At 38.7% G+C, this 12,956-nt stretch carries 10 protein-coding genes; 6 read left to right on the forward strand and 4 right to left on the reverse strand.

Going from position 1 to position 12,956, the window contains the following annotated elements:
• Positions 1-124 precede the first annotated feature (124 nt).
• Genes HXT24_RS03210 through murI form a run of 3 tightly spaced genes read left to right on the forward strand, consistent with a single transcriptional unit; the run spans position 125 to position 4,339 of the window.
• Positions 125-1,864: an ABC transporter substrate-binding protein gene (locus HXT24_RS03210; RefSeq protein ID WP_422119595.1), complete on the forward strand. Its 1,740-nt coding sequence runs from the start codon at positions 125-127 to the stop codon at positions 1,862-1,864.
• Between the two features lie 16 nt (positions 1,865-1,880).
• A complete protein-coding gene (locus tag HXT24_RS03215) occupies positions 1,881-3,506 on the forward strand; it encodes an ATP-binding cassette domain-containing protein (protein ID WP_422119596.1) in 1,626 nt (541 codons plus the stop codon).
• Between the two features lie 50 nt (positions 3,507-3,556).
• Entirely contained in the window at positions 3,557-4,339 is a 783-nt protein-coding gene (gene murI, locus HXT24_RS03220; RefSeq protein WP_415683963.1) for a glutamate racemase, read from the forward strand.
• Between the two features lie 56 nt (positions 4,340-4,395).
• Here the strand turns inward: murI and HXT24_RS03225 are convergent, their stop codons facing one another.
• Positions 4,396-5,121: a vitamin K epoxide reductase family protein gene (locus HXT24_RS03225; protein ID WP_422119597.1), complete on the reverse strand. Its 726-nt coding sequence runs from the start codon at positions 5,119-5,121 to the stop codon at positions 4,396-4,398.
• An 81-nt stretch (positions 5,122-5,202) separates the two neighbouring features.
• Here HXT24_RS03225 and HXT24_RS03230 point away from each other — a divergent pair, with 81 nt between their 5' ends.
• Entirely contained in the window at positions 5,203-6,090 is an 888-nt protein-coding gene (locus tag HXT24_RS03230; RefSeq protein WP_004122250.1) for a PHP domain-containing protein, read from the forward strand.
• Positions 6,091-6,098: 8 nt separating this feature from the next.
• On the opposite strand, the gene HXT24_RS03235 is transcribed toward HXT24_RS03230, so the two are convergent.
• The gene (locus HXT24_RS03235) at positions 6,099-6,323 is read right to left on the reverse strand and encodes a DUF3107 domain-containing protein (RefSeq protein ID WP_004112344.1); all 225 of its coding nucleotides are present in this window, start codon (positions 6,321-6,323) and stop codon (positions 6,099-6,101) included.
• Positions 6,324-6,422: 99 nt separating this feature from the next.
• Positions 6,423-7,967 (reverse strand): phosphotransferase, encoded by a 1,545-nt coding sequence (locus HXT24_RS03240; RefSeq protein ID WP_422119160.1) that lies wholly within the window; start codon positions 7,965-7,967, stop codon positions 6,423-6,425.
• Between the two features lie 151 nt (positions 7,968-8,118).
• Here HXT24_RS03240 and HXT24_RS03245 point away from each other — a divergent pair, with 151 nt between their 5' ends.
• A complete protein-coding gene (locus tag HXT24_RS03245) occupies positions 8,119-9,702 on the forward strand; it encodes an ATP-dependent helicase (RefSeq protein WP_422119161.1) in 1,584 nt (527 codons plus the stop codon).
• 135 nt (positions 9,703-9,837) lie between these two features.
• On the opposite strand, the gene HXT24_RS03250 is transcribed toward HXT24_RS03245, so the two are convergent.
• Complete coding sequence (locus tag HXT24_RS03250; protein WP_422119162.1) at positions 9,838-11,664, reverse strand: zinc-dependent metalloprotease; 1,827 nt, start codon at positions 11,662-11,664, stop codon at positions 9,838-9,840.
• A 219-nt stretch (positions 11,665-11,883) separates the two neighbouring features.
• Between HXT24_RS03250 and HXT24_RS03255 the strand changes: the two genes are divergently transcribed.
• On the forward strand, positions 11,884-12,807 hold the full coding sequence (locus HXT24_RS03255; protein ID WP_422119163.1) for a PDZ domain-containing protein: 924 nt from the start codon (positions 11,884-11,886) through the stop codon (positions 12,805-12,807).
• The last annotated feature ends 149 nt before the right edge of the window (positions 12,808-12,956 follow it).

A 12,956-nucleotide genomic window follows, 5' to 3' on the forward strand; every position in this document is an offset into this window, starting at 1 on the left:
ATTAAAATCGCCAACAAAATCGCCATTAAGGTTGCAACTAAAGTCGCTACTAAAGTCTTCTTTAAATCACAATAATAAAAATTTTTAATAACTTTATAACTTTATAAAAAATTAAGGAAAAATCATGCAAAATACACAAAATTATTATCAAATCATCAAAAAATTTAATCGCGGTTTTGCTCTAAATACATTAAGAGCAATTGCTGTAATTCTAGTGTTTTCGCTGGTTTATGCATTTTCTGCTTGCGGATCTGCTGTGCAAAGTGGTCAAAACCTACAAAGAAGACTACCAAATGCTTCTGTGCTTAATAGCAATCCAAAAAAGGGCGGAACGCTTACGATTCTAAGCTCTGAATCAAAAATGGATTTTGATCCTGCAAGAAGTCAGGGTTTGCCAATAACCTCTAATAGCCTAGTTTTCCGCGCTTTAACAACGTGGAAAGTAACGCCAAGTGGCAAAACGCGTGTTGTTGCCGATTTAGCAACAGATACGGGAACTGCTTTAGACGGCGGAAAAACTTGGAAGTACACTCTTAAAAAAGGCATTAAATACCAGGATGGAAGCCCAATAACGTCTAAAGATATTAAATATGGTCTTGAGCGTTCTTTTGCAAACTCGCTTACAGGCGGATTCGGTTACCACAAAGCGCTTTTGGAAGGCGCTAAAGACTATGCCGGTCCGTTTAGTGGCAAATCTTTGGATTCGATTGAAACTCCAGACAATCAAACAATCATTTTTAAACTAAATGCTGCTTTTGCTAATTGGCCTTGGGTTGCGTCTTTGGCGGCCTTTTCTCCCGTTCCGTTAAATTCTGGGAATGCGCAGGATTATGGTAAAAGCCCAGTTGCTTCTGGACCGTACAAAATTGTTGAAAACGAAGTTGGCAAGCAAATTGTTATGGTTAGAAACACTAATTGGGATTCCAGCGCGGATTCAATTCGAGCTAATTACCCAGACAAGATAATTTGGAAGCTTGGTGTTGATCCTTCTGTTGCTGCCCAATCTATGATTCAAGGCAATTCTGGCGCAGACAATGCTATTCTTGCAGATTTTGTGCCTCCAGCTCAGCGCGCACAAGCTAAAGCAAGCTACAAGTCGAGCAATCTTTTAGTTACAAGCGGTGACGGAGCGTTGGAATATTTGGCCATGAACAATCGCCGTATTAAAGATGTTAAGATCCGAAAGGCGATTCAGTACGCTGTAGATAAGCAGTCGTATCAGCGAGCAAAGGGCGGTGCGGTTGCTGGCGGTTTTGCAACAACGCTTATTACTCCAGGCGTAAGCGAGCGCAAAGTCTATAATCTCTATTCTGCAAATCCGCGTGGGGACGTAGAAAAGGCTAAACAATTATTGAAGGAATCGGGTAAATCTAAACTAAAGTTTAGTCTTATTGCTCGCCCAGATCAGGCGCAAGTGGCATCTTCTATTCAAGCAAGCTTAAAGCGCGTTGGAATTGATGTTTCTATACGAACTGTGGATTCGCAGATTTTTACCGATATGATTACTGGCGATTCTGGCGACTACGATTTAGCTTTGTCTAAATGGCAGCCTGATTTTCCTTCTGCGTATGCAAATATTGGCCCGCTTTTTGACTCTTCGCAAATAGGCGGCGGCAATTGGAATATATCTCGCTATTCGAATCCAAAAGTGGATTCCTTGATTCGCCAAGCTGTTGGCGTTATAGATAAGTCGCGTGCAGATTTGCTTTGGCAGCAGGTTGATAAAGAGATTATGCGCGATTCTCCAATCGTTCCGCTTATTTACTCTAAGAACACTTATATTCACGGAAGCAATGTGGAAAACTTCTTTGTTTGGTCTTTCCCGGCTTATCCAAACTATGCGCGAGTTTCGCTTAGAAACTAGAAAAGGATTTAAGAAAATGTTGGAAAATCGCGAAAACCCAGTGCTTAGCGTTAGTAACTTGTCTATTGCGATTGGCAAAAATCAGATTACGCATAACGTATATTTAAACTTATATGCGGGCAAAATTAGTGCGCTGGTTGGCGAATCTGGTTCGGGAAAGTCCTTAACTTCGTTGGCGTTAATGGGTCTTCTTCCAGGCGATTTTAGTGTTTCTGGCAAAGCGGTTATTAATACAAGCGCTAATGACAGTTTGGATTTACTAAGCAATAATGCTTCGTATTCTTATATTCGTTCGGGGCTTATTTCAATGGTATTCCAAGAGCCATCTACCGCATTTAATCCAGTTATGCGTATTGGCAAGCAAATTGAAGAGTCATTAAAATATCATCCCGAAAAGTTTGGCAAGACGAGCGCTCGCGCTAAAAAATCGCGAGTTCTTGATTCCCTTAGCGAGGTTGGCCTAAAGGATGTAAATCGCGTTTATAGGTCTTATCCGCACGAACTTTCTGGAGGGCAGCTTCAGCGCGCAATGATTGCAATGGCAATTATTAATCGACCTTCTTTGCTTATTGCAGACGAGCCTACAACAGCTTTGGATGTTACAACTCAGCGTAAGATTTTGCAGCTTTTGCGCGATTTAGCTAAAAAGCATAATATTGCGGTTTTGATTATTACGCATAATATGAGCGTTGTTAAGGCTGTTGCAAACACAGTTTATGTTATGAACAGTGGCAGTATTGTTGAAAGTGGGCTAGTTAAAGATGTGTTTTCTAATCCTAAAAACAGCTATACGCGCTCTCTTTTAGACTCTATTGTTGATTTTGATATTAGTAATTTAGCTAGCGAATCAACTAATTCGGAGGCTGGCGATTTTTGCGTAAACATTCAAAATGTTTCTGCTAAATATGCTAAGTATTCTAAAATTTTCAACTCTTCTAAATACGCAATAAGTGATTTGAACCTTAATATTTTAAGGGGGAAAACGCATGCGCTGGTTGGTGAATCTGGTGCTGGAAAAACAACGATTGCAAAGCTTATTTCTGGTCAGCTTAAGCCAGAATCTGGCAGCATAAGCATAGAGGGTCTTAATTTATACTCCGATTGCAAAAAGCGCGCAAATCGCAAGATTTTAAGCAATATTGGGTTCATTTTTCAAGATTCTGGCTCGGCGCTAAATCCTTTAAAAACTGTAGGTTGGAGCATTGCTGAGCCTCTTATTGTCAATAAAAGTCTTAGTGAAGAAGAGCGCAAAAAGCGCGTGGAGCTTGTTCTTAATCAAGTGCATTTGCCATTAAGCTTAATAAACAGGTTCCCGCACGAGCTTTCTGGCGGCCAAAAACAGCGAGTTGGCATTGCGCGAGCGTTAATAAATCGTCCTTCTTTGATTATTGCAGATGAGCCAACTTCGGCGTTAGATGCAAATCATTGCCTGAAAATCCTAAATCTTTTAAGTAGCTTGCAAAAGCAGTACAACTTTTCGTGCTTGTTTATAACGCATGATTTGGCTTTAGTAAGCCGCATTGCTAGCCAAGTTAGTGTTATAAAAGGCGGAAGGATTGTTGAGCAGGGAAGCGTTAAAGATGTATTGCGTTTACCTAAAAATCCATACACGCGCAGTCTTATTGATGCTGTTTTGCAATGATTATGTTTGTGCTAAAAAGTAACATAATAAGAGTCTATTAGGAGGTTTTTATGACTTCATGCGCTCCAATTGGTGTGTTTGACTCAGGGCTTGGTGGCATTTCTGTAGTTCGTGAGCTTCGAGAAGCAATGCCAAATGAGCGCATTATATACTTTGGCGACTCTGCAAACGCGCCTTATGGCATAAAAACTCCGCAAGAAGTGCGTGAACTTAGTTTTAAGATTGTTGAGCATTTTGCAAGTCTTAATGTTAAAGCTATTGTGATTGCTTGCAATACTGCCACTTCTGCTGCTGTTAAAGATTTGCGTGAGCATTATAGTATGCCGATTATTGGCATGGAGCCTGCTCTTAAGCTTGCTTGCGATTTAGGTGGCGGCAAGCCTCAGCGCGTGATCGTTGCGGCTACTCCTTTAACGCTTAAAGAGCGCAAGTTTGCGGAACTTATGAATCGTTTTACGCAAGATCACCAAATTTTTTCTAGGCCTTGTCCAGATTTGGTAGAAATTGTGGAAAATGGTGATTTAGGCAATAAAAATATTGTTATGAGTGCTTTGCATAAGTATTTTGATTCTTATGATTTAAACAATATTGATTCAGTTGTTTTAGGTTGTACTCATTTTGTGTTTTATAAAAGTTATTTTCGCGAGTTTCTGCCTGATTGCGTGAAGATTGTAGATGGTAATGCTGGCACTATTCATCATCTTAAAAGCGTGTTAGATTCAATGAATCTTCTTGCGGATAAAGATGACGAGGGGAGTGTTGTGCTCACTAACTCCGATTCAAGCGATCGTATTGCTAAGCTATCGCAATCTCTGCTTAATAGTGACTGCTGATTATAACTTTAATTTAAATTGCAGCTTATAAATATGTGATGAAATATGTGATGAATTTAGTTGTATGAGATTTTGATCCAACTAAATATAGCATGACCGTATTTGCTTAAAATTAATAGCACGATTACGAATATCCATAGTGAGTCTACGATTAAATCGTAGTTAATTCTGTAGTACGCGTTTAGAATTTTATTTTTTAATCCAATTCCTTGCGCGCTAACTGTTGCATGGCTAAGTGACATGAACTGTAGAGTAGTGCAAAACATTAGTACTAAGCACCATGGGCAAAGAACTTGTATTACGAACATTGATTGAGAAAACAGCCAATACGCGTACAAGAGTGCGCATAATCCGCCTACCCAACTAAATATCGCTAGCCATTTTGGAAGTTTTACTTTTGCTATTCCAATTACAGCAAGTGTTACAAATACGCTTTCGGCTGCTATTCCAAAGAAGGCGTTAGGGAAGCTTAGCTCGCCAAATCGTATGAATTCTGCTTGCCATGTTTGAGCTACTTTAGAGCATGATACGAGAGTGTTTATATCGCATCCAAGCGCTTTGTGCGGTGTGCGCGCAAGAGCTAAAGTCTCAGAAGATAATATTAGAGATGTTAGAAGGGCTATTGCAGAAGTAACTAGCATAATAGCGTAAACCCAAGTAGCAGAATGTCTCCAGCCTTTTAATGAGTTTGTTTCGCAAAGTGTTTTTCCGTCTACATCGTTTTCCGTTTTAGATAGCTCATTTATATTAGTGAGTTCTGTTTGTGAATTACAGCTATCCATAAGTACTCCTGTAAACGCTAATAATGTAGGGATTAATCGTTTATAAGATAAACGTTACATGCCACAGTTTACGATAATTGTATGACTGTAACTAGCACTAGCGCTGATATTGATTTTTTTGCAAACCCTGATGAGAATAATTCTGGTTGGGATTTGCATTGTCATACCTTTTATTCCGATGGTACAAAGTCGCCAGAAGATTTGGTAAATGAAGCTAAAACTATTGGTCTTAAAGGTGTGGCTATTACAGATCACGATACTACTGCTGGTTGGAGTGATTTTAAAGAAGCTGCTAAGATTGCGGATTTTCCAGTTATTTTTGGATCCGAAATCACATCTGTAGAAGGTAATATATCTGTTCATATGCTTGCTTATCGTTATAATCCAAACGACGAGTGCATTATTGAAATGTTTGATTTAACAAGGAAACGTCGTTTAAATCGTACGCGTAAAATGGTGGAGCTTATGTCGCACGATTTTCCGATTACTTGGCAAGATGTTCTTGATCAAGCAGGTAAAGGGAATCTGACTACTATTGGCAGACCGCATATTGCCGATGCATTGGTTGCTGCAGGTGTTTTTGAAACAAGATCTCAGGCTTTTGCAGGGCCAGTAGCGCCTCATGGACCTTATTACATTCCTACGCCTTCTCCCAGCGTTGATGAAGTTATTAAAGTCATTAAACATGCTGGGGGAGTGAGCGTTATTGCACATCCTGCGGATTATAGTAGGAATCCTGTTATTCTTTCAGACTCTCAAATTGCTTATTACGCTAGTTTAGGTCTCGATGGTTTAGAAGTGTATCATCGTGGTAATTCTTTAACGCAAAGACAAAGACTATTTGGATTAGCAAAAGACTTGAATTTGCTTGTTACTGGCGGCTCTGATTGGCACGGAAGCGGGAAACCAAATAGTCTTGGTGAAGAAACAACTAGCGACGAAGTAGTGAGTAAAATCCTAAATCGCTAGTTTTGTAATTACAATGCGTTGAAACCAACAGTGTGTGTTGGGGTATCTCCGATTATTGCATAGGCAAAAGAGTTGCTAGGTACAACAATTTTCCTGTTATTTTTATCTGTAATGGTGATTAATTTTTCGTCTTTGATTGCATTGGTTATAATATTCTGCACGTCTTCTTCGCTTTGTTCTGATTCAAAGCTGATAGTGTCGTTTACGTGTTTAACTCCGATTGTTACCTTCATTTTGTTTCCTTTAATACTTTTGATACTTTTAATACCTTAATACTTTTAATACTTGGTTTCTTTGATTTTACTTAATATTTAGCATCTAATATTTAGCATTTACGAATTACTCAGTTTGTCTTTAGCATCTTTAATAGCTTGATCTGCATCTTTTAGCATTGGGATAATAATAGTTGCTGGCTTATCTAAATCTTCATTATTATTTTCGCCAGTATTTTCTACATTGTTATCTTTGCTTTCGATGCTGTTATTGCTCTCGATCTTGCTTTCGACGCTTCCGTCACTATTCTTGTTACTATTATCGGCGTTATTGATAATGCTATTTATAACTTGTGTTTCTAGATTATCAGCAACAGATGTAGTTTTAGTAGCATTCGTATTATCAGACTCTTTGTAAGAATCTTCTTGCGCTTGTGAATTTGAATAGTTCACTTTTGTAGGGTTTTCACTCGTGCTGTCGTTATTGCTGTTTAAAGCAATTGTCTGACTTTTAGCACTTATATTGCTCTCATTTGTGGCATCAGAAGATTCAATAGTATCGTCTTTAACTATATCTCCTACTGTTAGAGAAGACGCAGGATTTGTGCTTGAATTGTTGTTTTGATTAGCGTTTGCGTTTCTAGAATTGTTTATACGCGTAAGCTCGTGAGCAAGACGTTCTACTTGTGCTTTAAAGCGCATTATTCCAGTTGTATCTGCACGCTGCAAAGCTTGAACGAAGTCGCCAACCTGTTCCATTTGAAGCCATAGGTTTGCGCGAAGCATAATCATGCTGTCTAATCTGGCTCCAAGCATTCTTCCGTAAGCGCTAAGAAGTGCATTCCTATGCTGTTCATTAAGTTTTGCAAAAATCCACGCTAAATCTCGCGCAGGATCGTTGATTTGCATGCTCTGCCAATTGGTTATTGCAGTAATCGTAGATCCAGAAAATAGAAAATCTCCATCTTTAAAACCGCCGTGAACAGGGCAAGTGTCAAATGCCCACAATCCATCGGTTTCAAGCACTCTGGACCAGTTATCGGTGATTTCAGTAGGAATGTGACCAGCTTGACGTAGCCTTTTAATCCAAGATGTTAATTGTGCCCGAATCTGACCAGTAGTAAAAGTCGGGTAGCCGCCTTTTGTTAAAAATGCTGGACTTAGTCGGTGAATCGCGCCCATGGCTGTGCCAGCGTTTACGCAATCGTCTGTTGTAAGAAGGCTTAATTCTCTAGCGCTTCCGTTTAAATGTGGGCAAATCAATACTGTTGGATTATTAAAATCTGCCTGTCCAAGTCTTTCGCCATATAAGCTGTTTGAATCAGATTGGTTATTTTCTTGAGCAGATTGTGCAGATCGTGCAGATTGCGCAGTTTTTGTATTTTGCGTATTTTGATTGTTCTGGTTTGAAAGAGAGCCAGGAACAAACTTAAGCATTTCTTCGTGTGCAAATCCAAGAGCTGCAAGTCCTTTGGTTTTTTGCAGCACCCATGCTGCTCTCGCTCTGTCGTGTAAGCGTTTTTGCCCTTTTTCCTCGGAGCTTACAAAAATGTCATAAAGGTTACCAGAAACGTCTTGAATAACGGCATGAGATATTCCCGCAGCGGCATCGGTGGCGTTTGCCTGCTCACTTTGGCGGGTTCCGGCGAATTGTACTTCTGGCATGACCGATGAGGCCAGCGCTACCAACTTGAATCTGCTTATCTGTGTCACAGTTCAACAGTAATACAAAGCAGCGAGATATAGTCAAATAACCTTTAACCACATTTGTGTTTTAATCTTTTATTTTCTCTTTGTTTGCTGTAACAATAGAAATATGATTTCTTCTCCAGAGTCATTATTGAATGATTTAGATGATTCACAGCGTGCAGCAGCCATGGCGTTAAATGGTCCTGTTCGCATTGTGGCGTGCGCTGGTGCTGGTAAAACTCGCACTATTACACGCAGAATAGCGTATGCGTGTGCTAAAGGAGAATGGGATGAAAATCGCGTTTTAGCGGTGACTTTCTCTGTAAAGGCTGCTAAAGAAATGCAAGAACGTCTTAAAAAATTAGGTGTTAATAATGCAACTGTTGCAACTTTTCATTCTGCAGCATTAAAACATTTACGTAGGGTATGGGATTCGGTGTGCTCAGCTCCTTTTCCAAGAATAATGGATGATCCTAAAGAAGTTACAGAGCAAGCATTGATTCATTACACAGATCTTGCAAATATGACGTCTGTGCAAATAAGAGATATTATTTCAGAAATTGATTGGGCGAAAGTTTCGCTTATTGCACCAGATGATTATGCGAAAGCATATGCTTGCGTTCATAGAGAACTCCCTGCGGGCTTAGATGTTAAACAATTCGTAGAAGTTTATAAAGCGTACGAGATTGAAAAAAATACGCGTAATCTTATTGATTTTAACGATTTGCTCCTTTTAACCTGTCATATTTTAAGATCTTTCCCTAATGCTGCTAAACAGATTCGTAGTTTAATAGGTTGGGTTACTGTTGATGAATATCAGGATGTTTCGCCATTGCAACATGAGCTTCTTGTACTATGGTTGGGCGATAACCGCAATATTTGCGTTGTTGGAGATCCTGCACAAACCATCTATTCTTTTGCTGGCGCTAGTAGTTACGATTTACTTGAGTTTCCAAACGAATTTGCACCAATCTACGCGGATATTAGTTTGAATACGGATTATAGGTCTACAGAACGTATTGTTGGTCTTGCTAATCGTGTTCTTTCACAATCTGCGTGTAGGCGTGATTATTTAAAATTAAAATCGAATATTAAGGGTGGCGCTCGCGTTTCAAAAAGTATTTATAATACTGATTATGATGAGGCTCTTTCTGTTGCTCAGCAGATTTCTAAAGCTGTTAAATCGGGGGATGCGCTTCCTACGGATTTTGCTATTCTTACGCGCACTAATGTTCAGCAGAATATGTTTTGTAGAACATTAGGTAGCTTGGGCTTACATTTTTCTGTTAAAAAAGATGCTGGTCTTCAACCTGATGTGCTTGATAATAATATAGATAATACAGAAGTAAGCAATTCCAATTCGTCGGTTGCTGGCGACTTATCCTTTGCTGATACAGATAATAAGTTTGTAGATAATGTTTCCGAAAAGAAGCATGTTGATTTAATTAAGAAATCTTTACTTCCTGTAACTATATCTACAATTCACGCGTCTAAAGGTTTGGAGTTTAAACACGTTTTTTTGGTTGGTTGTTCTGAAGGTCTTCTTCCTTTTGGGTCTTCTGTTAGTAGAAGTGAAGATGAGGATGAAGAAGAACGCAGACTTATGTATGTTGCAATAACAAGAGCGGAAAAAACCTTGCATATTTCTTACGCTCTTTGCAAGGATTATGGAAGTGGTATGCAAAGAACTGTAAGTCATTTCTTAGAATAATTTGTTTAAAATAATTCTAAGAAAATCGCAAGTTTTTCCGCTCTGTTTTATTATTTCTATTCATTTATTATTTAGTTGTTATTCATTTGTTATTTATTTATTGTTATTTATTATTATTCATTTATTATTCACTTATTATTTATTTATATCTGAATCGGGATTTGAATCAGAATCAGTTTCACCGTTATCTGAATCTTCGTCAGCATTGTTGTTTGCGTCATCAGATTCGTCGTCAGACGTGTCATCAGATGCTAACAATTTGCTTAATTCATCGTCCCAATTCACATCTTTGAGTTTCTTTTCTAAATCTTCACTATTCTTGAAGTCTTCTAAATTAGGCATATTCATGCTTGATTCTTTTGACTTTTTATTTGTTTCAGTTTCCGATTCAGAATTAGACTCAGGATTAATTTCAGAATTAGCCTCAACATTATCATTTTTCTTATTTTCATAAGAATTTTCATGTTCAGACTCGTCGTTATCAATCTTAGAAGCTGACGACTCTTCATTATCTGTAGAATCAGCCTCATAGGATTTGCTTGCCTCATCTTTGTTTTTAGAATCTGCAGAATCTATTTGCTTATTATTATCTGTGCTATTTTCATCTGTAGTATTCGTTTTTTTATCACTTGCGCTTTCCTCATCCTGAGACTCTGGTAAATCAGGCAAAAGATCAGGATGATTCCACATAGAGTCTCGCTCCTCAATGCCTTTTTCGCTTGTGATCGAATCCCATAATGCTGCAGCTTCTCGCATTCTGCGCGGTCTTAATCTCAATCCGATAAGGGATTCAAAAGTTATTTCCGAAGGTCCACCTGCAGCGCGCTCGCGTCTCATCATCTCTCTAAGTTGATCGATGTGTGGAATATGTGCCATTCCAGCACGCCAAATAACGCAATCGACCCAGCCTTCTGTAAGAGCAAGAAGTGTTTCCAGTCCTCTAAGAGCCTGTTTTTGACCCTCTGTTTCTGTATCTGCAACTTTAGAAATATCTACCGCTCCAGAAACAGCTTCTGGATCCATTTCTTGAATATCTCTAAGCTGGTCTTCTACAGCATCTAAGTCAATAGAAATACCATCTGCATACTTTATAATCAGAGCTTCAAAACGTGGCATAAGCCATGGTACAGACGCAAACAAGCGAGCGTGTGCAAGTTCGCGTAAGGCAAGATAATTCATAACTTCTGTTACGTCTAATCCCCAGGTTTTTGCATAATCTATGCAATTGTATGGAATAAGACCTCCAGCTGGATTGTTAAGTAGTGCTATACCTTGATCGAAGCTTCCATGAACATCGTGAGATAATGCTCCAGCAGCGTATCCTAGTTGCATCGCAAAAGATGTATTTCCGAGCAATCTCATAAACTGGTCAGGTTGTTTTACCTCATCTGGCATAGGAATTGGCATGATTCCATCGTATATGCCATCTACTTCTGTATCTTGCGAATCGCCGAATTTTGCGGATATTACGCTTGTAAAAGCCTCTCCCACAGATTTTGCAACAGGGTTTGCAAACTTAACCCACGAATCTATTGTTCCTTCAATCCAATCAGATCTAGAAAGAATATCTGGTGTTCCTGGCGCAGGATTTAAGTTGCAACTTGTGTCTAGCCACAAGTTTGCTTGGCTAAGTGCTCTTCTGGCACAGTCCGCAACTTCAGCGTTTACGGTTCCTCCATCGCTTGTTGATCTTTGAATAGCGATAGATTGTGCAAGCTTTTTATTTATTGGACCGTCTTCGAGTGTCACTCTCATTTCAAGAGGATTGTTTAACCCTCCTGTAGAAAAAGCTTGCATCATGGCGTGAACTTCGCCTGGTGTTGGAAGTCCTCCAATTCCACACCTTTCCTTGATGTGTTCGCGTATGTCAAAAGGAAGATTCTCAAAGTTGTGCCATGCTCTTTCGCCTTGTTCAGAACCAAAGCAGTCGACGAGCCACTGGTGAATTTCTTCTTCGCTCATAGTTAAGTCCTTACAGTCTTAGTTAAAAGTCATCTAATATTTTCTACGTTATTTCGTATTCATCTATTAGCGTGACTTTTTGCAGCTTATTACAGATTCTACCTGATATACGGCAATTTTCATTCAATAAATCAATAATTTAAGTAACTTTTTTAATTTAATATTTTAAATGAATCCTAATTCCGTTATGCGTATGGCTTGAGTATAGAATTATTTCTTATGACTAATAAGATATTTGCTGTTTTTAACAATGGATGTATGACTGTTATAAGTTTTATGAGTAGGGTTTTTAATTATTTTGTTAAATATTTTTCTTCAAAATCCGTGCAGTATTTTATTGGACTAATTATTGGTATTCTTGCGATTATTGTGCTTTTTCTTCCTAGCGCATATGTTGTTGAAGAGCCAGGACCAACTCAAGACGTTTTAGGAAAATCTTCTGGAAAATATGTGATAAACGTAGATAATCCTAATAAAAAAGCTGCTTTAGATGCTTCGGGTTTAAAATCGCATTCAAAAAGTGGCAAATTGCTTTTAGTCACAGTAAATACGTCTGGAGTGCCAGGGTATGAGATTCCAAATATTTATGCTGTTTTATCTTGGTTTGATTCAAAAAAGCAGATTTTGCCGCGTGAGGTGTTAGTACCTGTAAATCAAAATGCAAGTGATTATAAAAAAGAAACAAATAAGCAGATGACTTCCTCGCAATCTTCTGCGCAAGTGGCGGCTTTGGATTATGCGAAGAAACATCTTAATGTGAATATAAAAAACGTAAAAGTTAAGATGCATATAGACGATATTGGCGGTCCTTCTGCAGGAATGATGTATGCTTTGGGTATTTTAAACAAGCTAACTGGCGTAGATTTGGCTGGCGGCAAAACAATAGCAGGCACGGGAACCATTGATAATAATGGGAAAGTTGGAGCAATCGGCGGAATTCGTTTAAAGATGATATCTGCTAAAAGAGATGGTGCAAGATGGTTTCTAGCGCCAAATAGCAATTGCGATGAGGTGGTTGGCAATATTCCGCAAGGTTTAAACGTAGTAAGCGTTAAGACTTTAGATGATGCGTATAAAGCGTTGGAGAAAATTAAGGCTGGTAAAAGTATAAAGTCTTTTAAAACGTGTAATGCGAAGATGTAGAAGATTTTGCATCATTTTTTATCTCTTTAACTCTTTGACTCTTTATCTCTATTATTGAAAATCCTATATCTAGTATGTTTTATTATGCAAAGTGCTGCATATTGTGTTTTAAGACACGCCGAGTGTGATAATTTCGATGCTAAAAAAGC

Source organism: Gardnerella sp. DNF00354 (genome assembly GCF_049262755.1).
GTDB lineage: Bacteria > Actinomycetota > Actinomycetes > Actinomycetales > Bifidobacteriaceae > Bifidobacterium > Bifidobacterium vaginale.

Excerpts from the sequence above, each read along its gene's own strand:
- HXT24_RS03210 (WP_422119595.1), top strand. The coding sequence starts at position 125 with ATGCAAAATACACAAAATTATTATCAAATCATCAAAAAATTTAATCGC.
- HXT24_RS03215 (WP_422119596.1), top strand. The coding sequence starts at position 1,881 with ATGTTGGAAAATCGCGAAAACCCAGTGCTTAGCGTTAGTAACTTGTCT.
- murI (WP_415683963.1), top strand. The coding sequence starts at position 3,557 with ATGACTTCATGCGCTCCAATTGGTGTGTTTGACTCAGGGCTTGGTGGC.
- HXT24_RS03225 (WP_422119597.1), bottom strand. The coding sequence starts at position 5,121 with ATGGATAGCTGTAATTCACAAACAGAACTCACTAATATAAATGAGCTA.
- HXT24_RS03230 (WP_004122250.1), top strand. The coding sequence starts at position 5,203 with ATGACTGTAACTAGCACTAGCGCTGATATTGATTTTTTTGCAAACCCT.
- HXT24_RS03235 (WP_004112344.1), bottom strand. The coding sequence starts at position 6,323 with ATGAAGGTAACAATCGGAGTTAAACACGTAAACGACACTATCAGCTTT.
- HXT24_RS03240 (WP_422119160.1), bottom strand. The coding sequence starts at position 7,967 with ATGCCAGAAGTACAATTCGCCGGAACCCGCCAAAGTGAGCAGGCAAAC.
- HXT24_RS03245 (WP_422119161.1), top strand. The coding sequence starts at position 8,119 with ATGATTTCTTCTCCAGAGTCATTATTGAATGATTTAGATGATTCACAG.
- HXT24_RS03250 (WP_422119162.1), bottom strand. The coding sequence starts at position 11,664 with ATGAGCGAAGAAGAAATTCACCAGTGGCTCGTCGACTGCTTTGGTTCT.
- HXT24_RS03255 (WP_422119163.1), top strand. The coding sequence starts at position 11,884 with ATGACTAATAAGATATTTGCTGTTTTTAACAATGGATGTATGACTGTT.